Origin of the sequence: Agrobacterium sp. 33MFTa1.1 (assembly GCF_004328495.1) — a bacterium.
Taxonomy (GTDB): domain Bacteria; phylum Pseudomonadota; class Alphaproteobacteria; order Rhizobiales; family Rhizobiaceae; genus Agrobacterium; species Agrobacterium pusense.
This window is the reverse complement of record NZ_CP036360.1, coordinates 212,973-237,539: the sequence shown is the minus strand read 5'-3', so window position 1 is coordinate 237,539 and position 24,567 is coordinate 212,973. Positions and strand designations below refer to the sequence as shown.

At 56.8% G+C, this 24,567-nt stretch carries 22 protein-coding genes; 7 read left to right on the top strand and 15 right to left on the bottom strand.

What is annotated here, in order from left to right; translation table 11 throughout:
* Window positions 1-83: 83 nt before the first annotated feature.
* The 9 genes from EYD00_RS24455 to EYD00_RS24415 form a co-directional block, all read right to left on the bottom strand.
* Window positions 84-2,963, bottom strand: a complete 2,880-nt coding sequence (locus tag EYD00_RS24455; RefSeq protein ID WP_502685804.1) for a sensor histidine kinase — start codon at window positions 2,961-2,963, stop codon at window positions 84-86.
* 125 nt (window positions 2,964-3,088) lie between these two features.
* On the bottom strand, window positions 3,089-4,579 hold the full coding sequence (locus tag EYD00_RS24450; RefSeq protein WP_034499508.1) for a mechanosensitive ion channel family protein: 1,491 nt from the start codon (window positions 4,577-4,579) through the stop codon (window positions 3,089-3,091).
* A gap of 63 nt (window positions 4,580-4,642) precedes the next feature.
* Window positions 4,643-5,074, bottom strand: a complete 432-nt coding sequence (locus tag EYD00_RS24445; protein WP_034499506.1) for a CBS domain-containing protein — start codon at window positions 5,072-5,074, stop codon at window positions 4,643-4,645.
* Between the two features lie 188 nt (window positions 5,075-5,262).
* A complete protein-coding gene (locus tag EYD00_RS24440) occupies window positions 5,263-5,673 on the bottom strand; it encodes a cupin domain-containing protein (RefSeq protein ID WP_034499505.1) in 411 nt (136 codons plus the stop codon).
* A 73-nt stretch (window positions 5,674-5,746) separates the two neighbouring features.
* Entirely contained in the window at window positions 5,747-6,505 is a 759-nt protein-coding gene (locus tag EYD00_RS24435; RefSeq protein ID WP_034499503.1) for an SDR family oxidoreductase, read from the bottom strand.
* A 36-nt stretch (window positions 6,506-6,541) separates the two neighbouring features.
* Entirely contained in the window at window positions 6,542-7,285 is a 744-nt protein-coding gene (locus tag EYD00_RS24430; protein WP_051674340.1) for an alpha/beta fold hydrolase, read from the bottom strand.
* Window positions 7,286-7,656: 371 nt separating this feature from the next.
* Window positions 7,657-8,319 carry a response regulator transcription factor gene (locus EYD00_RS24425; RefSeq protein WP_034499501.1) on the bottom strand — a complete coding sequence of 221 codons (663 nt, stop codon included), beginning with the start codon at window positions 8,317-8,319 and terminating at the stop codon, window positions 7,657-7,659.
* 153 nt (window positions 8,320-8,472) lie between these two features.
* Window positions 8,473-9,000, bottom strand: coding sequence for an RrF2 family transcriptional regulator (locus EYD00_RS24420; protein WP_034499499.1), 528 nt, complete (start codon window positions 8,998-9,000; stop codon window positions 8,473-8,475).
* A 65-nt stretch (window positions 9,001-9,065) separates the two neighbouring features.
* Window positions 9,066-9,809 (bottom strand): sensor histidine kinase, encoded by a 744-nt coding sequence (locus EYD00_RS24415; RefSeq protein WP_034499496.1) that lies wholly within the window; start codon window positions 9,807-9,809, stop codon window positions 9,066-9,068.
* 340 nt (window positions 9,810-10,149) lie between these two features.
* On the opposite strand from EYD00_RS24415, the gene EYD00_RS24410 reads away from it, so the two are divergent.
* Window positions 10,150-12,084 (top strand): mechanosensitive ion channel family protein, encoded by a 1,935-nt coding sequence (locus EYD00_RS24410; RefSeq protein WP_051674312.1) that lies wholly within the window; start codon window positions 10,150-10,152, stop codon window positions 12,082-12,084.
* 268 nt (window positions 12,085-12,352) lie between these two features.
* On the opposite strand, the gene EYD00_RS24405 is transcribed toward EYD00_RS24410, so the two are convergent.
* Window positions 12,353-12,547, bottom strand: a complete 195-nt coding sequence (locus tag EYD00_RS24405) for a hypothetical protein (protein ID WP_081859574.1) — start codon at window positions 12,545-12,547, stop codon at window positions 12,353-12,355.
* A 102-nt stretch (window positions 12,548-12,649) separates the two neighbouring features.
* On the opposite strand from EYD00_RS24405, the gene EYD00_RS26035 reads away from it, so the two are divergent.
* On the top strand, window positions 12,650-12,811 hold the full coding sequence (locus EYD00_RS26035; RefSeq protein WP_193604437.1) for a hypothetical protein: 162 nt from the start codon (window positions 12,650-12,652) through the stop codon (window positions 12,809-12,811).
* 155 nt (window positions 12,812-12,966) lie between these two features.
* Here the strand turns inward: EYD00_RS26035 and EYD00_RS24400 are convergent, their stop codons facing one another.
* On the bottom strand, window positions 12,967-13,539 hold the full coding sequence (locus EYD00_RS24400) for a TetR/AcrR family transcriptional regulator (protein ID WP_034499492.1): 573 nt from the start codon (window positions 13,537-13,539) through the stop codon (window positions 12,967-12,969).
* 73 nt (window positions 13,540-13,612) lie between these two features.
* On the opposite strand from EYD00_RS24400, the gene EYD00_RS24395 reads away from it, so the two are divergent.
* A complete protein-coding gene (locus EYD00_RS24395) occupies window positions 13,613-14,020 on the top strand; it encodes a hypothetical protein (protein ID WP_034499490.1) in 408 nt (135 codons plus the stop codon).
* 366 nt (window positions 14,021-14,386) lie between these two features.
* Window positions 14,387-14,800, top strand: a complete 414-nt coding sequence (locus tag EYD00_RS24390) for a DUF1810 domain-containing protein (RefSeq protein WP_034499488.1) — start codon at window positions 14,387-14,389, stop codon at window positions 14,798-14,800.
* Window positions 14,801-15,552: 752 nt separating this feature from the next.
* Here the strand turns inward: EYD00_RS24390 and EYD00_RS24385 are convergent.
* The 4 genes from EYD00_RS24385 to EYD00_RS24375 all read right to left on the bottom strand — a co-directional run bounded on the left by EYD00_RS24385 (window position 15,553) and on the right by EYD00_RS24375 (window position 18,461).
* On the bottom strand, window positions 15,553-16,146 hold the full coding sequence (locus EYD00_RS24385) for a CGNR zinc finger domain-containing protein (protein ID WP_034499486.1): 594 nt from the start codon (window positions 16,144-16,146) through the stop codon (window positions 15,553-15,555).
* A gap of 117 nt (window positions 16,147-16,263) precedes the next feature.
* The gene (locus EYD00_RS26030) at window positions 16,264-16,401 is read right to left on the bottom strand and encodes a hypothetical protein (RefSeq protein WP_193604441.1); all 138 of its coding nucleotides are present in this window, start codon (window positions 16,399-16,401) and stop codon (window positions 16,264-16,266) included.
* A 40-nt stretch (window positions 16,402-16,441) separates the two neighbouring features.
* Window positions 16,442-17,290: an alpha/beta fold hydrolase gene (locus EYD00_RS24380; protein WP_034499484.1), complete on the bottom strand. Its 849-nt coding sequence runs from the start codon at window positions 17,288-17,290 to the stop codon at window positions 16,442-16,444.
* A gap of 262 nt (window positions 17,291-17,552) precedes the next feature.
* Window positions 17,553-18,461, bottom strand: coding sequence for an alpha/beta fold hydrolase (locus EYD00_RS24375; protein ID WP_051674310.1), 909 nt, complete (start codon window positions 18,459-18,461; stop codon window positions 17,553-17,555).
* A gap of 98 nt (window positions 18,462-18,559) precedes the next feature.
* On the opposite strand from EYD00_RS24375, the gene EYD00_RS24370 reads away from it, so the two are divergent.
* From EYD00_RS24370 to treY, 3 genes are all read left to right on the top strand, one after another.
* Window positions 18,560-19,165 (top strand): TetR/AcrR family transcriptional regulator, encoded by a 606-nt coding sequence (locus EYD00_RS24370; protein WP_034499482.1) that lies wholly within the window; start codon window positions 18,560-18,562, stop codon window positions 19,163-19,165.
* A 583-nt stretch (window positions 19,166-19,748) separates the two neighbouring features.
* Window positions 19,749-21,554: a malto-oligosyltrehalose trehalohydrolase gene (treZ, locus tag EYD00_RS24365; RefSeq protein ID WP_051674307.1), complete on the top strand. Its 1,806-nt coding sequence runs from the start codon at window positions 19,749-19,751 to the stop codon at window positions 21,552-21,554.
* Window positions 21,554-24,076, top strand: a complete 2,523-nt coding sequence (gene treY, locus EYD00_RS24360) for a malto-oligosyltrehalose synthase (RefSeq protein WP_034499477.1) — start codon at window positions 21,554-21,556, stop codon at window positions 24,074-24,076. The genes treZ and treY overlap by 1 nt, the downstream gene beginning before the upstream one ends.
* Window positions 24,077-24,567: the final 491 nt, after the last annotated feature.

The following is a 24,567-nucleotide window of genomic DNA, read 5'->3' as shown; positions in this document are numbered from 1 at the left end:
CACTCCCGTATTCGCTATCTTTCGATCTTTTAGCCAACGTCCCTTGCCCGGGTAACGTTCGCTTGCACGCCTTACCGCCACGACTAACCGAGGTCGATCTGTGCAGCAGGCAAGCTGAAAATGAAGTTCGCGCCGTGCGGTTCATTTCTTTCAGCCCATAGCTGGCCGCCATGCGCTTCCACAATCGAGCGGGAGATTGAAAGGCCCATACCCATTCCCTGATCTTTTGTTGTGAAAAAGGGTTCGAAGATTTTGGCCGGAAACTGAACGCCCCGGCCCCGATCGATGACGGAAACCCGCACCTCGTCACCCGTTCCGTAGACCTTGACCGTCACAGTTTTCCTCGTCGAGACGGGCGCCATTGCGTCCATCGCGTTGCGGACGAGGTTCATGACGACCTGCTGTATCTGGACGCGGTCGAAGGGCTTGAGCATCAAACCGATCTCGATATCAAGCTCGATGCGAATACCCCGTCGTGCGGCTTCGAACGAAACAAGATCGCGCATCTCGAACACAATTTCGTCGAGAGAAGTGCAGTCGCGCGTGTTTCTGTCCTGCTTAAACAGGGCACGAATACGGCTGACGACGTCGGCGGCCGCGTTAGCGCTGTGAATAATGCGATCAACCGCTTTTTTTGCGCGGTCGATGTTCGGAGGGTTCATCGTCATCCAGCGCTGGCACGCATTTGAGTAATTCATTACGGCCGCAAGTGGCTGGTTAACCTCATGTGCTATGGATGCAGAGAGTTCAGCGAGACTGGCCGCCTGGCTGGCGCGTGCCAGACTGTCCTGCGCCATGCGAAGGTTTTCCTGGGCGCGAACCTCTCCGTCGATATCGAGACAGATGACATTCCACTGAACGATTTCTCCCGTTTCGGTCCGCATCGGAGCGGCGCGGGTTTCTACCCAGCGATACTCACCATCGTGGCGGCGCAATCGATGCCGACGGGCATAGGGCTCGCCTGTCAACAGGCAATGGTGGTATTGCTCTTTAACCCCTGCCACATCGTCGGGATGGACACCTGCGTCAAGCGTACCGTCCAGACGGGATTTTCCGCTGCCATCCAGCGCATCCAGATTATATCCAAGGAACTCCCTGAGTTGCTGGCTGCGGTAGAGCGGCTCTCCGTCCGGCGCCGCGCAGTCAATCATCGCCGGTAATGTTTCCACCAATTGCCACAAGAAGCGTTCACGCTCGCGCAGCGCCTCCTGGGCCTTCATCTCCTCTTCAATGTCGATCGACGCGATATACCATTGAAGGACAGTCCCCTCTTTGTCCTTCAACGGCTGTGCGCGAGCTTCGATCCAGCGGTAGGATCCATCCCTGAGAATCCGGCGAAATCGATTTGTGAAGGGCTCGCCCGTTGCAAACCCATGCTTGGCCCTGTCAAACATCACGAGGAAGTCCTCGGGATGGACGACCTCCAGAGCAAGGGCGTCAAAGTCCTTAACGTGAGAAGATGGCGTCCCCGCCTGGTTCAGGTATCTCTGACTGGCATAGGTCATTTGTCCGGTCGGGGAGAAGCTCAATACGTTGAATGGCACCGCTTCGAGCATTTGCTCCAGCTGCTGTTTGCTTTGATGGAGAGCCGCCTCCGACCGGACCTGATCTTCGATATCCTGCGAAAGCCCATACCACTGGATAATCTCGCCGTCGTCGTCGCGTAGGGGTTCGGCTCGCCCCAGGACCCAACGGTAATTGCCGTCGGCCCCGCGCAGACGGTACTTCAGTGAGAACGGCTCGCCCGTTTCAATCGAGTGTTGCAACGCACCTGCAAACGAGTCCTTGTCGTCTTGATGAACCAGAGCGTCGATAAAGGCCGCCAGACCCTTTTTATCTGCGGTGTCGTAATCACCAACCTGCACGCCAAGGAAATCGACAACTCTTTTGCTGAAGAATACGGGGTCACCTCGCGCACTGAGCCGCCACAGGTAACTCGGCACCAGATCAACCAGCTGTGAAAAATCCCGCTCCCTGCTCCTTAGTGCATTAAGACTTTCCTCGAGTGTACGCGAAGCGCGTTTTTGCTGCATTGAAACGACTGCAACCACGACAGTCGAAAAAGAAGAAACTGCCAGAAACAGCTGCAAGACGAACTGTCGATGCTCTTCTGCAAAACCACTGGCAGAGGCCGGATCGGCTGCCGGCGCCGCAGACAGGGCAGCGAGCGCAACAAGTGCAGCAACGGCCATCGCCGCACCCTGCAACGCAAATCGCAGCGCTGCCCACAGTAACAACGGCGCAATGACGAAGGCGAATGGCAGATAACCCTTCACGAGAAATGCTGTCAGGCCGAACAGGACCAGTCCAAGCGCGCCCGCCTCACAAAAACGTCGGGTCGAGATGACGCCGTCCCCCTGCCAGCTCTGGAATACCGCTATCACGAGCGGCGCGGCCGTAAGCACGCCTGTCGCATTGCCGAGCCACCGGAACGCCCACGCGGTAGCGAAGGATTGCGGCGGGATGCCAAGCCGGGCAAGGGCGAAACTCCCGACCGTTGCACTGATAACCGGCGCCAATCCCCCGCCGAGGAAGAGCAGGGCCAGGACGCCTTTCAACGTATCAAACCGGGGGGCAGGTCCGAGAACGCGCTTGACAACCAGTGCTCCGGCCACCGCCGTCAGCGCATTGCCGAAATATATCAACAGGGCTGCGGAGGACGGGCTGCGAAACCAAAGAATGTTCGCTGTCATTTCAGCGCCCAATCCGGTTGCGATCCACCATAACCAGGTGAACTTGCGCGTGAAGAGAAGGGTTACAATAAAAAGGCCTCCCGGCGGCCAGACTGAAATTCCCGTGCCCTGTACGGTTGCAAGCAGGTGGGCTAAGCCACAACCAGCAAGATAGGAAAGAAAGAAAAATCCAAGATAACGCGCGTCGGGCGGTCGAACCGGAACAGACTGCAACCGGTCGCTCAGCCCGCGAAGGCCCGCTGCATCAAATAAGTGCCTACCGATATTCAAGACCAACGCTCCGTTTCGCCCGAACATCTCCGTCCGAACCCAGGACCGGACGTGCGTTCAACACCTGACGCCCGATAATAACTGGAAAAATCAGGCGGCGAACCTCGTCTGAAGGCTAGGTTTTATTAGTTAGTGAAGATTGTCCGGATCGACCTTAAAAGTGCGTGCGAGGTATGGTCGTTTCTAACACTGGGATTAATAGCATGACGGGCGTTCTCTTCATGCAGCGACAGCTTTATCGAAAGCTCCCTGGCAAGTTCGGGCTGGTTTCTGAGCAGGTTTGAGAGAGGTTCGTGGCCGATCTCCCAGATTTTCACGGCGGACACCGCCTTCAGGGAGCTGTTCTTCCAAAATTGAGACGAAAAATCCGCCCCGCCATAGAGATCGCCGGGTGAGAGGCGCCTTTGCTCCAATCCATCCTGCATCACTGTGACAACGCCGGAGTCGATGACGATGACAGACGAGACTTGAGAGTCGTCTGGTGCTATTGTGGCGCCCTCCGGGTAGGCCCGCAATGTGGCTGCATCGGCAAATTGCTCCTTCGAAGCCTCATCCAGGTTTCCAAAAATGCTGTTCTGGCGCAGGATTTCGACCAGCCTTCTTTCGCGAGAATGCGAGGAATCAGGCGTCGTGGACTGCTCCGCAAGAAGAAGTGACGATGCCGACGGAGCGAATTGCAGGTTGGCGGCTTTGCAGTGGCGGTGAAGCAAGTCAATAATCTCATTTCTCGCTCCTATCATATGTATGGGGTCCTTCACCCGTGCATAAAGATCGGCATCGATCGCATTGGCGTCGATCCCTTTGAGAGCAACCACAGGGCCGGGATTCCTGATGATCAGGTTGCAGCCTTCAAGGGCGGTGGTGATAACCTCTTCAATTGCCGACGGTGTCGTCGTTGGCTTCAATCTGATGGTCAGCTGCAGCAAGTGCGTTTCTTCCGGTCGGCTGACATTGGTGAGCCCCAGCTTGGCCAATGCGCTATTGGGTAGGACCACGACGTTGTTGGCTATCGTCAGTATCTGCGTCGAGCGCCACGTGCTGGCGACCACACGCCCCTCCACGCCATCATTGAGGCGTATCCAGTCTCCAAGCGTGAAGGTCCGGCCAAGCGTCAGGGCGATACCGGAGAAGACATCACCCAGCGTGTTTTGGAGGGCCAGGCCCAGCGCTATTGCGATCACGCCCGAGGTCGCAATCAAAGTCCCGACCGGCAGCCGGAAAACGAATGCAAGAGCCGAGAGCGCGACGCACAAGTACACGCCACCGACCACAATGTCTTGAAGGAGGCGCGCTTCGCGCGGTCTGCCTTCGAGGACAAGATAAATACGTACAAAGCCGATCACAGCCCAGGCGAGGTGCAACCACCATAACATCTGCCCAAGGATCACGACGAGCGTTCGGTCGTCATCTGTAGGCGCGCCGCTCGACTGGCCAAGCGGCACTTGTCCAAAGACGATGACGGCCGTCATGGCGAGGAAGAAAGCAATCTGGACGACAAGCCGGAGATTGGATCTTACCGGACCGATGAGCTTCCAAACGATCATTCCCGTTATTCCGAGAAAGACCAGCCAGGCAATTGGATCGGTCGCCAGATCGGCAGAGAAATCTTGCATCATGTAGATGTCCTCAGACAGGAACTGACTGGTGCTTTGACTGCTTGTATGCCCATTGAGAGGCTGTCAGTAGCCAAACCCGGCGATGTAGTTCTCCATCATGTGTTCCTGCAGTTGCTCCTGTTCGTAGAGCACCTTCAGGGCATCCCGTATGTCGAGAACGCCCAGTGGTTTTGCCTGATCTCCAAGAACGGGCATGTTCTGGAGGCGATTATCGACCATCACCTGCCACGCTGTTTGCAAATCATCCGTCGGGCGACAACCAACGATCTTCGGGCTCATCAACCCCTCAATCGAACCCGGTCCGGAGCGATGGGCGATATGTCGAATAAGATCGGACTTGCTGAGGACGCCTCTTGCCACGCCGTCATCAGAGCAGACGACCGCGAGCCCAACGCCAGGTTTTGAGAGTGTCGCCGCCGCGCGCGCCACCGTATCCGTCAGATTGACAATCATCAAACGAGCGGAGACCATGGGGTAAAGCTTTTCGATGCGCATCGCGTTCTCCTGCCATCAAGGGTCAATTGTCGGACCTGCCCTTTATTGCGGCATACGAACCGGAGTGGCGCTGCGGCGGCGCCACTCCGGTGTACTGGCCGTGACCTGATGGATCATGGCCAATGGTGAGCCTCTACAGCTGTTCAGGCAGGCCCCGCCGAACAGCCGTTGACGAAATGCCAGCGGCCTTACTTCTCGTAATTTGTAAGATTGGTTTCTGACGTGTCGACCACGAACACGGCAAGCAGACGCGCGCGCTCGGTTTTACTTGCGTTTTCGCTCACCGCGTGATGATCTCCGGGGTATTCGGAAAAGTTTTCGCCAGCACGGTAGACAGTGACCGGACCGCCGTTGACCTGGCTGGTGATGGCGCCTTCCAGGACGGTCGCGTAAATGAATGCCGAGGCCGGATGCGTGTGCGCAGGAGAGTGGCCGCCCGGTGCATATTCGACGAGCACGCCCCGCAGGCTTTTTCCGGGAACGTTCGGAAGTGGTTGATCGTACACGATCTTCACGTTCTCGCCTTCGGCCTCATGTGCCGCGACGGATGTGACGAGCGACATGGCGCAGGCAGCGCCGCAGAAGAGTAATTTCATCATCATAATTCTCCTTGTCGAAGAGGGCTGCCTGGCCAATTCCACGCCAGACAGCACCGGGTTGAGTGAGAGCCGCTTATTTCTGCTGCGCCGAATAGGCCTTCAGCCATTCGTCAAAGCCGATAGCGCCCAGATGTGCGCCTGCGTCGGGAACCAGCGTCCGGTCATCAATGCTGACTTCGAAGTAGCGTGCTTTCGGATCGGGCATGACGGTGCGCGGATCGTTGGTTGCCTTCAGGAACCGACTGATGAACTCGTTCATGGGAGCTCGGTCCGGACCGGCGATTTCGATCGTTCCATTCAAAGGTTTGCCGACCGCAACTTTCGCCACGGCGTCGGCAACATTATCGGCCGCGATGGGCTGGAATGCTCCCGTCGGTGAGCGGACGATCGAGCCTTCAGTTGCCGATTGCGCGATCGCACCGACAAACTCGAAGAACTGGGTGGCATGGACAATCGTGTAAGGGATGCCGGACTTGCGGATGTGTTCTTCCTGGGTCAACTTTGCGCGAAAGTAGCCCATGGCCTGCATCCTGTCCGTGCCAACGACCGACAGCGCAACATGATGGCGCACTCCGGCGTTCTTTTCGGCCGCGAAGAGATTGCGCCCTGCCGCTTCGAAAAAGTCCATGGCCGCCTTTTCCTCGAATGAAGGAGAGTTCGCCAGATCGATGACAACCTCTGCCCCCGCGAGAGCATCATCCAGCCCCTCGCCTGTAACGGTGTTCACACCGGAATTTGGCGAGGCAGCAAGAACGTCGTGCCCCTGCATTTTCAGCCTTGCGACCGTTTTTGAGCCGATCAACCCGGTACCCCCGATGACGACGATTTTCATGTCAGTTCTCCTTGTTTCAGTTGATTGATACGGTGTTCATTCGGCGGCACGGGCGGCCAGGTCAGCTGCGCTCTCACGCGCAGCTTCCTCGATGATGGTGGCGACCTCTTTCGGCCTAGAGACGATCAGGGCGTGAGATGCTCCTTTGAGGATGACCGTTTTGCGCGCCTGAGCGCGTTTCGCCATGAAACTCATGACGGCCGGTGGAATGCAGAGATCGTGCGAACCGAAAATTGAGTAGGAAGGCAACACCTTCCAGGATGGTCTTTTCGTCAGTTCTGCAAAGGCGGCTTTCGAAATGGGCCGCTGCGTGAACGCCATCTGGATGGCGGTTTTTTCCGGAACGTCCGCCGCGAATTGCTCGCGGAACATATCTGGCCGAATATAGAGGTCCTGGCCTCCGTCCTGCAGTTCTACCGCGTTCAGCGTTTTCGATAGCGTACTGCCAGGGAATTTCGAAGACAGGCTGGTGCTCGACTCGCCAGTATCTGGTGCGAAAGCCGCAACATAAACGAGAGCCTTGACGTTGGGACTATCATTTGCAGCCTCGGTGATAACCGGACCTCCATAGGAGTGGCCGACAAGCACTACGGGTCCCGGCACCGAGTGGAGATAACTGGCGACTGCCGCACCGTCATTGGCCACGCCTCGCAGGGGATTGGCAACGGCGACAGCCTTGTATCCGTCTCTTCTCAGCTTGTCGATTACCCGGTTCCAGCTCGCCGATTCTGCAAAGGCGCCGTGAACGAGGACGATCGTCGGCTTGGGGGAAGGTGACATAGCGAAGACGGCAGCGTCAGGTAAGACGCCGACCGCGGCCGCAATAACCAGAATTTTGAGTGCGCCTCGCACAAGTGTTCTCCGTCAGGCGTTTCCGTTGACATGAGATTGCGCGATTGCCGCCCTCGGGAATATCGAGCCTAGGACGAGGTCACATAGACCAAAGGCGAGGTTCGGTCCGCCGAAAGACTGGAGGTGCAACAACCAAACAAGGCAACCACCGCCTATCATGCAGGCGTGTCCGCATGGCAGAATGTTCACGGGTATTGGCTGTGTCGATCCCCGACCTCGAAGCAGGAGGAGCGAACCGCATGATTGGAGAATCTGTCGTCTGCCGCGCTCTTCAATCGGACACGGCCTGCAAACCCCAATCAGGACGATAGCGACATCGGTGTGGCATCTCGCAGCGACGCTGGTAACGCATCCCAGACGCGGATCAGTTCCCCGACGGAGATCGTCTGCATCTTCCGCATGACGTTGCTGCGGTGCAGCTTGACCGTCGCCTCGCTGATACCAAGGTCGAAGGCAATTTGCTTGTTGAGGCGACCAAGTGCGACTTCGTGGAGAATCTGCCTCTCGCGTGGCGTGAGCGTTGCGAAACGGGACGCATGTTCATGGGTGTACTCGGCACGCTTCCGCTGCTCGACGTCCCGCTTTATTCCTTCAATGACGGCGTCAAGGAGGGTCTGATCCCGCACAGGTTTAGTGAGGAAGTCGACTGCCCCCGCTTTCATCGCCTGCACTGACATCGGAATGTCACCGTATCCGGTGAGAAAGACAATCGGTTTGGTTCGTCGTTGCTCGCAAAGCTGGTGCTGGAGATCAAGACCGCTGGATCCCGGCATGCGTACATCCAGGACAAGGCAGCCCGGCCTGTCGGGAAGCCTTGCCTCCAGGAGATCGCGCGGCGATGCGAAGCATACCACGTCGAGGCCGACAGATTCGATAAGCTCCTGCAGCGAGTGCCGAACATCGGCATCGTCGTCAACAACAATCACGAGCGGACTGTCGGCAATGAGAGCAGCCGCCTTCATCGCCTTGCCCTCCTGCAAGCGACCAGGGCTGTGTTATTTTTATCAGGAACTGAAAAAGTGCTCATGACCCTTCTCCACAAACTTAATCCGAAACCCCTGTCGTAGATGTAGTGCGCCATATGCAATGGCGCCCTGCTTCGATCAGGTGCCAGGCTATTCATCCGCTGAACGTCCACGAGATTTGGAGATGGTTCTGGTTTCGATCCATTTTTCGACATCTCCGTAGAATTCCGCAGGGGCCTTGCGGCCAAATTCCCCGGCTATATCAGCCAGTGACTGGCTCGCCAGAGATTCCCGCATTGCCTTCTCGGCATGCAACATCACCGCGTGGACCGCACAGACGCCTTTTGTTGCCCAACGCGGGGGCTTTCCGCCAAAAGCTGCGCAGCGACCACGAATTTCCTGGCAGTCGAAGAGAGGTTTCCTGCCCTCGATGGCGTCCACCACTTCGAGTACGCTGATATTTTCCGGCTGCTTGGCCAGGCGATATCCGCCTTTCGCTCCTTCCCATGCGACGACCAGGCCAGCTCGCTCAAGTTTCGGAAATATCTTCGCCAGAAAACTTGGAGAAATGCCCTGCAGATCGGCAAGATCCCGGCTGCTGAGAGGCTTGTCCGGAGACCCCATCAACCACAACAGACAATGCAATCCGTATTCCACGCCGACCGTTATATGTGCCATAACGCGGACTATAATAGTCCGCGTTATCTTTGGCAAGTGCCAGTTATGGATGGAATGGTCTCGGTTCAGGAGATGCCGTAGGCCGGGAGGACAATGATCACCCGCGTGCCGACGGTGGGCTCACTTTCCACCTTTATGTGGCCGCCGGCCGCCTGAACGAAGTTTTTTGCGGCGGAAAGTCCGTAACCACCAACGCCTGACGATCTTGTCGTGAACAAGGGTATGAACGCGTTTTCGAGAGTTTCGCGCGTCATGCCGTGACCGTCATCGGCGACCACGATTTCAACAGCCGGTGCGCCGTCAGGTACCAGTACCCGCGCAGCCAGCAAAATCGTGCCACCGTCCGGCATCGCTTCGCGGGCGTTGACCATCAGATTCAGAAGGACTGCTTTGAATCCGATGGCGTTACAAACCAGGCGAGGCAAGTTCGGCTCTGCCTGAACTTCGACGTGTGTTTCCGGCTCCCAGATGGCCAGAGAGTCTTTCACATCGAGGAGACAAGATTCAACATTGACGGTTTCAACGGGCGTATAGCCATTACTCTTGGCCCGGAGGGATTGGCGAACGAGTCCGCCAGCACAGTCCAGCGACATTCGGGCGCTGCGAATGACATCTAAAGCCCGGACGTCGGCAGAGACCAAGGGATTGCGTGACAGGACATTTATGGCAGACGTCGCAACCTGGATAAGATTACCGAGGTCGTGAACGACTGTTGCCAAGGGTTCTTGAATAGGGGGCATGTCGGGCTTTAAACTGACGCAAAACGGTGCATGCGACTTTCCAGACAGACTGTGTTCAGCATGTAGCATATTATCCTCCAGATCAGCTGATATGGCGCAGTTCATAGGAAGCGATTGCGAACCTAGAGAAGTGCACGCTTAAGATCGACCTCACACTGGACCCAAATAACCTATCCGGAAGTTGAGACTTGCTATCGCTTTGGTGGCTGTGGGGCGCCAAAAACTGGCGCTCGCCCCGGGGTATGAAACTAGCCCTACAGGCTGCAAAGGCTAGCGCGTTGGTGAGGTCGCCTCAATTTTTCGGTAACAGATATCAACGCTCGTCCAGATGTGCGCTGACGTGAAGCCATGCATCATTTCCCAACCGAACAATTGGCGCCTGTAACCTTTGCAGGCGCATGGGTTTGTTATGAGATGGCTGTCATTATTCCTCTGTGTGCTTGCCTCGATCTTCGCGGTGTTGCCCGTTTTGGGGGCCAGCAACAGCGGCGACGAGTGGCGAAATTCGCAGCAGCGACTGCCGACATTGGAGAAATTGCCGGCAACTGTTGGGCGCGGGTCCGATCCGGCAACTGAAGGGGCGACAGCCGCCGGGATCCTGGATTGGGAACAACATACGCGCGCCAGAATTCATGAAGTTCTATCCGCCGCTGCGCGAATTCCGAATGAGACACAACGGGCAATGCAGGACCTTTTGGATGACCTGAACGACAATGGTTTTCTGCCGGTTTCTTCCGCTTTCGTCCTTATGGTTGTCGCTGGCACCACCGCGGAGCGATTTATCCGGCGAAATCGCCTGCATCATTGGGACGGCCCGGAACAATATCTTCCATCGCTGGTCTTTGCGGCGGTCGTCGCACCACTTTATTTCCTCGTCGATTTGCCACTGTCGGTACGCCTTGTTGCAGGCTGTTACTTGCTCTTGTTTGTGGCCTGGCGATTTGTCTCGGCTTTGGCGAAGAAGATCGCACCTTTATCTTTTCGCCGAAATTTAAGGTTGGTGATGGGTCTGTCGCTGTTTACCGCCAGCGTGACGATGTTGGGCGATGTTCTCGATTTCGATCCCGACACCGCTCTGGCAATCGAGGTCCTGGCGTCCTGCATGATATTGACGGTCATCATCGGTACGACATGGGTTTCGGTCGGTCGAGATGCCAGGATGAAGACGGCGATATCGCTCTATGCTGCCTTCGTCTGGATTCTCTGGTGCCTGAATGCCCGGGCGCTGTTCTGGTTGGGCATCTATCCTGCCATCCTGCCGCCGGTTCTTCGCGCAGTTTCTCAAATCGTCCGGGAGCTTGCTTCCAAAACGCTTCAAATACCTCAAACTAGTAATCGAACCATCCTTTTGGTGCGCGGTGCGAGGGCGTCGGTATTTTTATTGGCTCTCGCCTGGACAGCATTTGTCTGGGAAACTGACGTCACCTTCCCCGGTCACGGGATCCCGTTGGTCCATGACGCTCTCGCTGGCGTCTTACGGAGCGCACTTGTACTTCTGGTCGCGGACATCATCTGGCATCTGTCGAAAGCCGCCATAGAGCGACTGCTTACCCGCCAAAACCCTTCTTCGGCTGCGCTCGAGACTGATTGGGAAGGAGAGCATTTCACGCGGCTGCAGACGTTGCTTCCCATCCTACGTAATGTGCTTGCGGTCACCATTCTTGTCGTTGCAAGCCTGACAATCCTTGGTCAGATCGGGGTCGACATAGGTCCGCTGATAACAGGAGCGGGCATCGTTGGAGTGGCAATCGGCTTTGGCTCACAAGCGTTGGTGCGGGATATCATAGGCGGCTTTTTCTATCTGTTTGACGATGCTTTCCGGGTCGGAGAGTATATTCAGGCAAAGGACTACCGCGGAACCGTCGAAGGTTTCAGCCTTCGCTCGGTAAAGTTAAGACATCACAGGGGTCCAATTTTCACTGTCCCTTTCGGCGAACTGGGTGCAGTGGAAAACATGAGCCGTGACTGGTCCAAAACAAAGATACTCGTGACTGTCCCGTATGACACGGATCTCGAGAAAGTTCGCAAGATTGGCAAGGCGATAGGCCAGACTTTGCTTACGGACCCTGAACTGGGTCGCTTCTTCATTGAGCCGCTAAAGCTGAAGGGTGTCGAAGATTTTGCAGAGTACGGAATTGTGGTCAGTTTCGCGATGATCACCGTGCCCACCAGCCAGCAGAGCTTTATTCGACGTACCGCATATGCATCTCTTCGAAAATCATTTCAGGAGAACGGCGTCACCTTCGCTCAGCCTACCGTCAACATTGCCGGTAAAGACCCAGCTGATCTGGCCGCCGCAAACTTGCAGCGTCAGCGATCAGCCCCAAACCGGGTCAACAAGTGACGGCATCTCAAGCGGTTGCCACCGAAGGGATTTGATCTTTCGGCGCCGGTTCCCGTCAACAGAGCTCTGAAGCCTTTCAACTTGCTTCTACCGATCACTCACCGTTCAAACGGCATTTCCGGCGGAGAGAAACAGTCGCCCTTGAGATATTCGACAGCCCGTCCCTGTTGCCGGGTTCCGTCGCTCTCGGCGGCAAAGAGTATTTGGAGACGCCATTCCATATCAATGGATCGGAAATGAGCGCTCGCTTCAGCCGGCCTGGCGCAACCTACTGTCCATCCATCGGGCCGTCGCTGTCGCTGCCTTGCTCACGGTCGCCAGGCTGGCCGATCGGCACGGGGGGCGCACCTTCGTCATTGTTGGTGATGATATCCTCGTCCTTGGCTCTCGGCCGCCATGTTGAGCCGCGTGTGGCTTTCGGGTCGTGGGGCCGGCCTACGGTGTTCGGGTTCAAATCTCTCATGATGGTCTCCTTTCCCAAGGCGAACCCTCGAGGCGCGCGGATGTTCCGCTGCTCGGAACTCGAATCGAGGCGGTTGCATTTGGGCATCAGAAGGAGGGCGCTATGCCAGACTATGAAGTAAAGCCGTACACCGTCGAGGAACTTCAACAGGAATACTCGGTCAGCCTGCCTCAGGCGGTGGAGGTGCTGGATCGTTTCGGCGGAGACCGGCGGACGATCAAAAAGCTTATGAAACGGTGTCCCGTTCGCGGTGATGAGCACTAGGAATATGAAAAGGATCTTCCCAAGGAAGCGTTGCTCCTGCGCGGCACACGCCCCGTAGTCTCTTGCTAGTGCGGTCATCCGAAAGCGCCCGTTGCACGGCTGGCATCTCTCAATCAATACCAGGCTTCTGCAAGATAGGGATTGCGAAGCGTCCGTCATCCGCTGGCGCTGTCGTTCCGTCTAAGTGACATTCCGTAGATGGTGACATGAACGTCAACGAGACGTTTCATGTGATCGATGTCCGTCGCCGCATAGCGAAGGCCGCGAAGGCCATAGGTGAGCGCCGCCGCAAAGTCAGCCCGTGAAACAGGGAGCTGCCAGTTCGGGACGTACTCTTCCAAAATCCGAACCAGAAACTGTTGAAACCGCTCGTAGACCTCCCGAACCGCCGGAAACCGGAAATCAAAAAGGTCTGCGGCGTCAGGATGGGCTGAAGCCAGCTCCACGCCGTGGAGGCCCCAAACGGTACAGGCATGCAACAATTTCCCATCAACAGACTCAATCCGGTCGACCGCCTGCTGGATCTTTGCGAGGGATCTCGCGTCCATCATCTCAATGACGCGGCTAAAAATCGCCTCTTTGTCCGGGAACAGGAGATAAAGGGCGGGGCGGGAGATACCTGCAGCTCTTGCTATGTCGCCCATCGTTGTGCGCGCGAAGCCGTAGCGCACAAAAACGTCCTCGGCCGCGACAGCAACCTTCTCTTCCCGGTCTGAAAATCTTTCCATTCCCGATTCTTGACATAATAACAAAAACTGTCAATCTCTGACATATGAACGAATTTTGTCAGAAAGTCAAATCATGGATCTTTATACCCTCTCGCCCCAAATCCTGTCAGACGCGGCTGGACGGCTCGGCGGCAACCCCGTCGTGATGATAAATCTTCTCCGTTTCCGCGAAAGTCCTCACTATCAGGGCGGGTTCGTGGATATGAAAGAGACGTCACGGGCAGCATATTACCAAGGCTATGCTGGCGTGTTCCAGCAGATCGCATCAAAACTTGGGATTATTTCCGAACGACTTTACGTCGGATCCAGAGCCATGACGTTAGTCTCGACCGAGGACGAACAGTGGGACGACATCGTGATGATACGCTACGACAGCTTTTCGGACCTGCTTTCAATCATCAGGCATCCGGACTACCTTTTGCGTGCCGAGCCCCACCGCCAGGCCGCAGTCGCGAACTGGCGGTTCATTGCAAGCCAATGAACACCGCAACTCGGTGGCCGCGAGCATTCTGCCGACGTTCCCATAGCCAATTTGCCATGATCGGCCAGTCAAAGCGCCCAGCCCTGATTATTGTAGTGCACCGCGATGGTCGCTCAGGCGGGCGCCCGTCGAGCGCATCGTCGTTCGAATGATGTCCTGGATCAAGGTATATGCAGCAAACGACAGCGCACGGACTACTTCGTTCGCATGCCGGGTTCGACGTGGACGCGACGCAAGCTGCGACATGTCTAAAGGGATTTCGGGAACAGCAGGCCGGCGCCGACGTTGTCAGGATTAACCCGCGAGATCGCGCTGTGGAGCGCTTAAGACGGGTTTTGCTGGACCCGGCATCGGAGAAAGCTGACGATGAAATTCAATCTCGAGCGCTTTGTGACGGCGCAGCAAAACATTTACGAGGTGGCCCTCAGCGAATTGCAGGCGGGACTGAAGCGCTCACACTGGATGTGGTTTATCTTTCCGCAACTGCGTGGCCTTGGCCGTTCGGAAACTGCGCGCTTTTACGCGATCTCGGGTCGTGCGGAAGCGGAGGCGTATTTGACGCATCCTATGCTTGGACCACGCCTCGTCGAGTGTACGACCGCCATGCTGCAGCACACCGATTTGAGCGCGCATGACATTCTCGGATCCCCGGATGATCTCAAATTTCGATCCAGCATGACGTTGTTTGGAGCTGTTGCTGGACGGGATTCACCCTTCCAAGCCGCACTGGACATGTTTTACGCAGGAGCTTGTGATCAGAGCACGCTTCGGCTGCTGTAGCAGAAGGAACGCTCGCCGACGCTGCCGGCATATTGGATGTAGCACGAGCCGGCGAAGGTCGTCATGACCAGTTGGGCAGACTTTGACCACCGATAAGGTTCATTGTTTCGGGCCCGTGCTACCGATGTCCGATCGCTTATTCCACGTTGGGCATGCAGTCACGCGCAAATTTCGGCAGCGGGCTCCCCTGGTGGCATCGTTCGAGAATGCGTTTGGCTTTATAAAGAGCAAACGGTGCCGGTAGCGCACTGGTTCTTTGCGCATCGATCATCTTCTCTAGCTGCAGGATAGCCCGTTCCAACGGGTTAGCTGTAGTTCGTATGGGTCGCGGGAAATATCGAGCATGACCCGAGTTGATTGACATCATGTCACCTCATCGGTTGTTGTTAAGGCCGGATACATTACGACAAAGACGACATATGCGCGGCGTGGAATTCGACAATACGCCTTGTGGTAAATGAAAGTTTGCAGTCGTTCCGATTTGAAGCTCCGTCTGGTTTCGCTGTCAGTTCCCGAGCGTAGGACGCCGCAGAAGAGATGGAGGGCCACTTGTTCCTCGCTCGGCAGGGGATGTGGCCTTGATGGTTTTCTCAGACCTCAGGAATGAGTTCAGCCACATGCTCCATCCACGTCGACGTCCGCCTGGGGCGCGCAATCAATGCGGTATCCCGACACCTAAGTGATCATTGGATTTCATCCTGCTTTGATCACGGGTCCAGAATCCCGCTGTCTGCTCGTTGCCGCCATTTGATTCAACGCCGGGCTCTGTGAGCCATTTTTTTGGCGCGATTGCCGCAGGTGGACATGTCGCACCAGCGCCTTGAAGCGTTCTTTGTCCGGTCGATAAACAGCCACTGACAATCGTCGGGTGGGCATTGCTTCAGCCGGGAGAGTTCGTCGCCTCGAAGCAGGTCGAGCGCGGACCACGCGATGGTGCCGGTCACGCGATAGATGCCCTCAAAATGCCATGTGCACGGCGTTCCGGAAAGCGAAGCCTGGCGCAGAGACAGCGCAGCAATGTCGCGTATGACGTCCAGATCCAGCCGAGACGGATCGAGATCGTTAGCTATCGCCGATCCCGCGGCACCGATTGCCTTGCGAAGCGCGAGCACCTGCTGGAGCAGTATCTCTTGCTCCTGCGGCGATACGACGAAGTCGCCGCCGACCAGGCCGACTTGCTTCGACCATGCCACAACGTCATCGAAGCTTGCCAAATGGTCGACTTCCCGGCTCGTGTTGCGCCAACTGATGGTGTTGGCGAGATCAAGAGCGAGATTGCCGGAGACGCGGTGGGGCAGTGACATCATCGCTTTCTTTTCCTGGTCAGCGCGATTGCGCCGGAACACGCGCCGTTCCCGATGCAAAGAGGTGGGACCATCTGGAGACTGACCGGCCTTGCTGCGGCCGGGAGATCCCGATTGTCTTGCGGAGCTCCATCACCCTAGGCAGGGCTTGCTCGCGGCTCAACGAAGGCTCGGATCATTCACCAGAATGCGATGCAGCTCGATGCGCTCGGCCCGCAAATAGGGCTCGTAGCTGTCCGCGACCTCTCGGCGCGTACGGCCGCGCCAGATGCGTGCAATTGTGGGCTTCGTAACCATGCATGTCTCCTCTCGTTGCGGGCTACGTTCAAAGGTGCGATCATCGGAACGTCCGGGCCAGGAAATCGCGGACGAGCGGCAACGCCTGTTCGAGATGGGTTTCCAGCAGCCAATGCCCGGCCTCGCTGAGAATGTGCAACTCCGCGTCCGGGAGATCGCACCGGTAAGCTTGCGCCGACGCCTCAGGCATATAGCCGTCCTGCGGGCCCCACACCACCAGGGTCGGAGGGCGGTGCTCACGCAGATAGCCTTGATAGCGAGGGAACCAGTCGAGGTTTTCCTCCAGCTTTTCCATCAGGCGGACTGCCACCATTTTGCGTGTCGGCGTATCCATAAGCGGCCAATGCAGCTTCCAAAGGTCGGGAGGGACGAGGCTTGCCACTTCCTCAGAGACTTCACCGACGAACTCCTCGCGAAATCCGTCTTCACTTACGGCCTCCTCAAGAGGGCGGTGCTTCTCGGGCGACTTGTCGGCCCACCACGCTTTGATCGTCCCGTATTTAGGGCCGAGCACGTCTTCGTAGATGTCACCGTTCTGGATGATCAGCGCGGCGATCCGCTCCGGGTGGGCTATGGCATGCCGCAGACCAATCTGCGATCCATAGTCATGGAGCCAGAGCGCGTAGCGCTCCAGTCGGAGCGCCTCAGCGACGTTGTTGAGCACCTCGGCGTAAGCGTCGAAGTCATATCCGAACTCGGCGGGATCAGGCGTGTCGCTGTAGCCAAAACCCGGCCAATCGACAGCTACCGTGCGCCACTGATCGGCGAGCGCCGGCATCAGCCTGCGGTACTGATAGGACGAACACGGGTATCCGTGGGGCAGGAGCAGAACGGGCGCGTCCATCGGCCCCGCTTCCCGGAGGAACAGGGAGTGCGTTCCAATGGTCATCCGCCGGTGGGTTATATTGCATCTGTTCACGCGTTCGCTCCTGACAGCTTCCCCATCTCCCTGAACCATCATAACTCGTTTAGCCGGTTCCAGTTCCGTCGTCGTGATGCACCAGTGTTCGGCCCAACGCGACGGGGCGGACCTATCAAGACCACGGCGCCACACGCACGCTTCTCCAGATCAGACGACCATTCAGTCTCGATTTTAGAATGGAAGCATGAAAGACGCAGCAGAATGGGAGCCGGCGGAGCCAGTTTCCGACTTACTTGCCATCCGCCACAGAAGCCGCAAACTTGGCCAAATCCTTATTGAACCGCGACGCTTCTTCAAGAAATGGCGCATGACCCGAGTTGTCGTAAATCTCCGACTTGATCGCGCCGTTGAACGACTTCGCGCGTTCTATACTCGGCTGCGGCCGGACCAGATTATCCCTACCCCCATAGATCAACAGAACCGGCTTTTTTGCCTTCTCCAGTCCTTCTTTTGCCTGGACTGTCATCGAGGGGACGGTTCGCGTCATCAGCCATGATGCCATCGCAGCATTGGACAGCAGCCGTTCAAACGTTGCGCTTTCTGGCGGCGTTGCAAAGCAGAGGGCCAGGAAGGTCCGCACCGTGTCGAGATGCGTCCGCAGGTCCTCTGAGGCCAGTCCTGCATAGACCTCCGGATGCGGCGTGATGAGATCGGGTTTCAGTTCGATGACACCGTCGACGTAAAGGAGGCCACCAATCCCGGCGTCGCCATGGCTGGCAAGATAGTTCGACAGCACCACACCCCCAAGAGACCAGCCCACGAGCACCGGGTTCGTCGCTCCGCTTCCCCGAAGGACTGCATCGAGATCGTCTGCCCATCGGTCGCCATCCTTGTAGGCGTCAGCGTCATCCGGTTTTGCCGACAGTCCATGTCCTCTCAGATCAAAGGTGATCAGCCTAAACTTCTGCAGGTCTGGATCGGCCGTCTGGCTGTCCCAATTGATGCGGCTGCCAAGCAGACCGTGAACGAATACAATTGGCTGACCTTGGGGATTTCCCGTTTCTTCGACGGCGATTATAACGCCATCGGAGGATGTGACGGTATATTGCTTTTCGGCAGCCCCAGCGGCCGATGCCCCCGTAAACAAGATCACCGCAGCAAATATTCCCGTTGCGGCTCGGATGAAACGTCCTGACATAAAATCTCCAGTGGTGTTGGGCGGGAATTGGCTATTTTTAGTGATCGATACAAACTAACCACTTGATATTCTCTGTCAAGCGGTCTTTAGTGATCACTATGAATAAGCAGATCAAACGCCGGCGCGGCGGACCGAGGACCTTCAATCGTGACGAGGCGATCGACATCGCCATGCATCTGTTTTGGCGGCATGGCTACGAAGGTGTGTCGCTCAACGATCTTACGACCGCGATTGGAATCGCACCCCCGAGCCTCTATGCCGCGTTTGGGAGCAAGGCAGGGCTTTATCGGGAGGCCCTTGATCACTACTCGGGAATTCCCGGAGCTTTGTTCAACCTTGAAGGCGCATCAACATTGGAGGACACCGTGTCGGCGATCCTGCGCCAAGGGGCCGACGCCGTGACGGACCCTGCCGGTGAACGAGGATGCATGGTGTCCAGCGGCATGCTGCAATGCGCCGAAGAACATGCCGCGCTTGCGCGAGTGTTGTCCGAGGGCCGAGATATGATGAGAGAAACAATTGCCCAGGCGCTTGGTCGTTGGCTCAACTCAGATCGCGCGCGCTCCCTCGCCCGCTTTTTGGTCGTCGTGCTTCAGGGCATGTCCGTCCAGGCCCGGGACGGCGCGACGCGCGAGGAACTGGAAGACGTCGTGCAGGACGCACTGCTCGTGCCTCTCAGGGCGCGCAAGGCTGGTACCAAATAACAATAAAATTTCTGATTGTTCGACCCTGTTTCAAGAATAGCAGGCCCTGCGTCAAGACAATTGCACCCGACGATGATGAGCCTGTGAACAAGTGCGTTGCCGGAGCACTCTCCTAACCACGCAAGTCATTTTAACAACAAAACCAACGCTCGAGTGGACAGAGAGTCACCGCTTTCTATAACTCATAATTTCGCGAAAAATGAGCTATTGCATGCCCGTCTATCGCTCAGCGCCATATCTGTAACTCCGCGACAGTTAGCGGTGCGTCACGAGGTTGATCGCATAGCAAGAGGTGGCTCTCGTACAAAACCGGGGCTCAGTCCGCCGGCCTCCCCCTTGGGTCCATCACGCGACAAACGAACAATGTCGAAGAAGCGCTGATCATTTTCCAGGAGGCTTGGTGGGCGGCAACTGGATTTTTAACTGGACATCCGGAAGATGAAATCTCTTCGATCCTCTGAGCTCGGCGATTTTTTCAAGCCCGCGCAATGCACGCTGTCACGGCTTGCACTTTAATATTTGCCGGACGGGAACCGTTATCGACGCCGCCGGTTTTGCCCCGCTCAATCATGACGGGGGAACCATGCGGTCAAAGCAACACAATCGCTCCAATGTCACAAAATCACCGGCTTGGGGCGTACGACGCTCTCCATCGGGGGGTGTCACTTTTCGAACCTGGGCGCCTGGGCAAAATGAATTATACCTCGACGACGGCACGGCTTTACGATGCATGGCACGCGACGAGCACGGGTGGTTCGAGATCACATGTCCAGACGCTGTGGCAGGAACCGAATATTGCTTTGTCCTGACTGACGGACAACGGGTGCCCGACCCCGCTTCGCGGGCGCAGAAGGACGATGTCGATGGACCATCGCTCGTCACCGATCCGGATCGCTACATTTGGCGAAATATCAGCTGGAAGGGACGTCCGTGGGAGGAGACAGTAATTTACGAGATGCACGTCGGAACCTTCACGCCGGAGGGGACGTTCGAGGCCGCGGTTGGGAAACTCCCTCATCTTGCGCAGCTCGGAATTACCATGATTGAGGTTATGCCGGTTTCCCACTTCGGCGGCAACCACGGCTGGGGCTACGATGGCACTCTGCTTTATGCTCCCCACGCCGCATATGGCAGGCCGGATGATTTCAAAGCCTTTATCGATGAAGCGCATGGTTTTGGCATATCCGTCGTGCTCGACATCGTTCTTAATCATTTCGGACCGCAGGGGAACTACCTCCCCCTGCTGGCTCCGGGTTTCTTCGACAAGGATCGAAAAACCCCTTGGGGCGATGGGATAGCCTATGACGTCGACGCCTTGAGGCGATACATTGCCGATGCCCCTCTTTATTGGCTGCACGAATTCAAGCTTGATGGCCTTCGATTTGACGCGATTGACCAGATTGAGGACAATTCCGCAAAACACATTTTGGTGGAGATAGCTGAACGCATTCGGCGCGAGATCACCGATCGTCCTATTCACCTTACGACCGAGGACAGTCGCAACATCATCTCCCTGCATGAGAGAGCCACAGACGGAAGTATTCCTCTGTTCACCGCAGAATGGAATGATGACTTCCACAATGCGGTTCATGCGTTTGTGACAGGGGAAAGCGACGCTTACTATCAGGATTTCGCGGCGGCACCTGAAAAGCTCGTGGCCAGGGCGCTCGCAGAAGGCTTCGCCTACCAAGGCGAAACTTCACCCCAAACCGGAAGACCACGTGGCGTCAGAAGCGACGGCCAACCGAGCTCCGCATTTGTGGATTTCATCCAGAACCACGACCAGGTGGGCAACCGGGCCCACGGGGAACGGCTGATTACACTTGTAGGCAGCGATCGCGCCAAGGTTCTGATGGCTCTACTTGTACTTTCGCCACACATTCCTCTTCTGTTCATGGGAGAAGAATTCGGCGAGTCCAACCCGTTCCTGTTCTTTACCGACTTCCGTGATGATCTCGCAAACACAGTCCGCGAGGGTCGAAGAAGCGAGTTTGACGGCCATTCCGGTTACAAAAGCGAGACTGTTCCCGACCCCAATGATCGCACCACGGTCGAGACGTCAAAACTGGATTGGAGCAAGGCCCAAACCGAGGCGGGGGAAGATTGGTTAACGCTCACGGGCAAGCTGCTTTTACTGAGACGGACAAAGATCGTGCCTCTTCTTCGAGGAGATAATGGCCGCGCTGGCAGAGTTGTGGAGGCAGGCGACGGATGTATTGCGGTCACCTGGACGTTTTCTGCCGGCGCGCTTTCGATCGCCGTCAATCTTGGCGATGAAACAAGACCGCTGCCGGATCAGCCCGGAGACGCGATTTTCGCATGGCCAGAAGAGCAAGCCGCCCTGCCAAAAAACTCAATCTTGGTTCGCCTCGCCACGGAAGCAGTGTAATGACAATTCCCACAGCAACCTATCGGCTACAATTCCGCAACGGTATGACCTTTGATCGCGCAGCTGCGCTTGCACCCTATTGGAGGCGGCTCGGCATCAGCCATCTTTATGCATCGCCGATTTTCACCGCAGCACCGGGCTCGACCCATGGCTATGACGTGACCAATCCGAACGAAATCGATCCAGCGATCGGCGGCCGTGATGGCTTTGACCGGATGGTCGCCGCACTCAGAAATGAAGGTCTTGGGCTCATTCTGGACATCGTGCCGAACCACATGGCCGCATCGCTCGATAATCCGTGGTGGTATGATGTCATCAAGAATGGGATTCATAGTCCCTACGCTCGCATTTTCGACATCGACTGGTCACGTCGCCTGACATTGCCATTCCTGGGAGAATCCTTTGAACACGAGTTACAGGCCGGCAACATTTCGATTACCGCCGATCCAATAACCGGAAAGCCGGCTTTCGCCTATCATGACAGCTGCTACCCTATCGCGCCGGAGACGCGTGAAGATCGGCTGCCTGCCACCAGCCACTCTCTCAACAAAACCGAGATTGCAACACTTCATGACCGTCAGCCCTATAAGCTGACGTCTTGGCGCACGGCGCGCCACAACCTCTCCTATCGCCGGTTTTTTGAAATCACCGGCCTGGTAGGAGTTCGCGTAGAAGATGATGCCGTCTTCGACGCCACGCATCAACTTATACTTGAACTCGTGCGTAGTGGCGCTGTCGACGGCTTGCGAATTGACCACGTGGATGGGTTGGCCGATCCGAAAGCCTATCTCGACCGGCTTCGGCTGAAGGTCGGGCAGGACTGCTACCTTCTCGTAGAAAAAATCCTGGCGGATGGCGAGCATGTGCCAGCCGATTGGCCTGTCTCCGGCACAACCGGATATGAATTCATTGCCGCACTTTCGAACGTCCTTGTCGACAGCGGTAAACTAGAGGTGCTGCGTGGAGCCTATGATGCTTTCTGCGGTCAAAAAACCGACCTGGACGGCGAGGTTCGTGCTGCAAAGCTCCTGATGATAAATCACAATTTCGAGGGCGAATTTTCGACCTTATTACAGCTGGCGATGACAGTGGCGCAGAAGGAAGGTAAGGATCTCAGCCTTTCCAACCTCGAAACAGCATTGCGAGAGCTTCTCGTCGCCTTTCCGGTCTACCGAACCTATGGAACACGCGAGCGACTTTGTGGCGAGGACGAGGCGCTGCTCGGCGCGATTGCCGATAGTGGCCGTGTTCATCTAACTGCACCTGGCGAGACAGCGCTCGCTTTCATAATCAGCATTCTTAAACGATCCGTTTGTGATGCGGCGGCTTTCCTCGCGGGTGAATTCCGCGTCCGTTTCCAGCAACTGACCGGGCCGTTGATGGCAAAGTCGATCGAAGACACACTTTTTTTCCGCCAGCACATGGCACTCGCGCTCAATGAGGTGGGGGCGGATCCGCTGCCACGCCCGTTTGCTCTTTGGCGATTTCACGAGGCGATGGCGGATCGCCTTAAGCGCCAACCGGATGGATTGTCGAGCACTTCGACCCACGACACCAAACGCGGAGAAGACGCGCGCGCGCGGCTGTCGACGCTCAGTGAAGCACCTGAAATCTGGGCGGCCAACGTTGCGCGATGGTGCGACACCAACCGAACTGTGATCGCGGAACTGGATGATGGTCCTGCGCCGGAACCCTCGGTGCAGTGGATGCTTTACCAGGCTCTTGCCGGCGTGTGGCCTGCCGAGCCCGGGGTACCGACAGGACCGGAGTTGGACGCACTAGAGGCGAGGTTTCTTGTTTACGTCGAAAAATCTCTGCGTGAAGCCAAGTTGCGAACCAACTGGGGCGACAATAACGACGCCTATGAAAGAGCCGTACTCGCCTATGCGTCACATCTATTTGCGCCGGAGAACAGCGTCTTTCTGAAAGACTTTGTCCATTCCATCCAGCCATTCGTTCTGGCGGGCCTGCGCAATTCCCTCAGCCAGACGATCATCAAGCTGACGGCGCCTGGCGTCCCGGATATATATCAGGGCAGCGAGAGCCTCGATCTCAGCCTCGTTGATCCAGATAACCGTCGAACGCCGCCCTTCGAGCAATTTCACTCACGTCTTGAGGACAGCGCGGCTATCGATTTTAGCTTTGAAGATGAGATGCGCAACGGGGTGACCAAACAACGCGTCATTTGTCGCATATTGGAGTTGCGGCGCCGTCACCCTGACCTGTTCCGCACGGGTAGCTATGAGCCCCTTTTTGAAGGATCTCCATCAATAGTGTCGTATGCGAGGACCCACAGAAACCAGACCGTTATCGTCATGATCCCACGCCTCGGTCTGCAACAACTCCTCGGAAACGAGCAAATCAAGGCAAATGATCTAGCAATGCGCGATAGCTCGCTGGCCAGCTCGCGTGGCGTTTTCACCGATGTCTTGTCCGGAAGCACATACCGCGCCGGTGAGATTGAAGGCTTGCGCCTTGTTGAACATCCGTTCTTTGTGTTTTACCGACAAAACACAGCGTAGCGCCGAGGGCCTCGCTCAATCCAACCTGTTCGGCTACCGCGACCCGTTGTGAGAATACGCGCCGGGGTCGGCGATAAAGCGCTTGTCCAGTTGAATGAGCCTAACGTCTGACGCCTACTGCCGCATGTTCCGGGCATGGAGCGCGCCCACACCTGCGATTGGTCTGGGGCAAAGCGGCAATCATTCCGGCAGCTAACCACCGCGACAGGCTTGCGCGCTTCTCAACATTGTCGTGATGATGATCGGATGCCCGCACATCGCATAATCCGGGCGCATGCGCAGATGGAGCCTCAGAATCAAGAATTTCGCACCCGAGGACGAGGCTCTCTGTCAGCGAAGCATGACCGCCGGGCTATTGTTAAAATGAAAGTCCCGCACGAGAGGAATGGCCACTTGCTCGATCACGGCCACGCCGGAATGTGCCCTTGCCACTAGCCAGCGTGAACCACAACACGCGTTTCGGTCGACCACCCCCCGGGGCGCCGTTGGCC

Excerpts from the sequence above, each read along its gene's own strand:
- EYD00_RS24395 (WP_034499490.1), top strand. The coding sequence starts at position 13,613 with ATGGATCTTTATACCCTCTCGCCCCAAATCCTGTCAGACGCGGCTGGA.
- treY (WP_034499477.1), top strand. The coding sequence starts at position 21,554 with ATGACAATTCCCACAGCAACCTATCGGCTACAATTCCGCAACGGTATG.
- EYD00_RS24420 (WP_034499499.1), bottom strand. The coding sequence starts at position 9,000 with ATGGCACATATAACGGTCGGCGTGGAATACGGATTGCATTGTCTGTTG.
- EYD00_RS24375 (WP_051674310.1), bottom strand. The coding sequence starts at position 18,461 with ATGTCAGGACGTTTCATCCGAGCCGCAACGGGAATATTTGCTGCGGTG.
- EYD00_RS26030 (WP_193604441.1), bottom strand. The coding sequence starts at position 16,401 with ATGGTTACGAAGCCCACAATTGCACGCATCTGGCGCGGCCGTACGCGC.
- EYD00_RS24410 (WP_051674312.1), top strand. The coding sequence starts at position 10,150 with ATGAGATGGCTGTCATTATTCCTCTGTGTGCTTGCCTCGATCTTCGCG.
- EYD00_RS24440 (WP_034499505.1), bottom strand. The coding sequence starts at position 5,673 with ATGATGAAATTACTCTTCTGCGGCGCTGCCTGCGCCATGTCGCTCGTC.
- EYD00_RS24425 (WP_034499501.1), bottom strand. The coding sequence starts at position 8,319 with ATGAAGGCGGCTGCTCTCATTGCCGACAGTCCGCTCGTGATTGTTGTT.
- EYD00_RS24370 (WP_034499482.1), top strand. The coding sequence starts at position 18,560 with ATGAATAAGCAGATCAAACGCCGGCGCGGCGGACCGAGGACCTTCAAT.
- EYD00_RS24405 (WP_081859574.1), bottom strand. The coding sequence starts at position 12,547 with ATGAGAGATTTGAACCCGAACACCGTAGGCCGGCCCCACGACCCGAAA.
- EYD00_RS24380 (WP_034499484.1), bottom strand. The coding sequence starts at position 17,290 with ATGACCATTGGAACGCACTCCCTGTTCCTCCGGGAAGCGGGGCCGATG.
- EYD00_RS24430 (WP_051674340.1), bottom strand. The coding sequence starts at position 7,285 with ATGTCACCTTCCCCCAAGCCGACGATCGTCCTCGTTCACGGCGCCTTT.
- EYD00_RS24445 (WP_034499506.1), bottom strand. The coding sequence starts at position 5,074 with ATGCGCATCGAAAAGCTTTACCCCATGGTCTCCGCTCGTTTGATGATT.
- treZ (WP_051674307.1), top strand. The coding sequence starts at position 19,749 with ATGCGGTCAAAGCAACACAATCGCTCCAATGTCACAAAATCACCGGCT.
- EYD00_RS24390 (WP_034499488.1), top strand. The coding sequence starts at position 14,387 with ATGAAATTCAATCTCGAGCGCTTTGTGACGGCGCAGCAAAACATTTAC.
- EYD00_RS26035 (WP_193604437.1), top strand. The coding sequence starts at position 12,650 with ATGCCAGACTATGAAGTAAAGCCGTACACCGTCGAGGAACTTCAACAG.
- EYD00_RS24435 (WP_034499503.1), bottom strand. The coding sequence starts at position 6,505 with ATGAAAATCGTCGTCATCGGGGGTACCGGGTTGATCGGCTCAAAAACG.
- EYD00_RS24450 (WP_034499508.1), bottom strand. The coding sequence starts at position 4,579 with ATGATGCAAGATTTCTCTGCCGATCTGGCGACCGATCCAATTGCCTGG.
- EYD00_RS24400 (WP_034499492.1), bottom strand. The coding sequence starts at position 13,539 with ATGGAAAGATTTTCAGACCGGGAAGAGAAGGTTGCTGTCGCGGCCGAG.
- EYD00_RS24415 (WP_034499496.1), bottom strand. The coding sequence starts at position 9,809 with ATGCTACATGCTGAACACAGTCTGTCTGGAAAGTCGCATGCACCGTTT.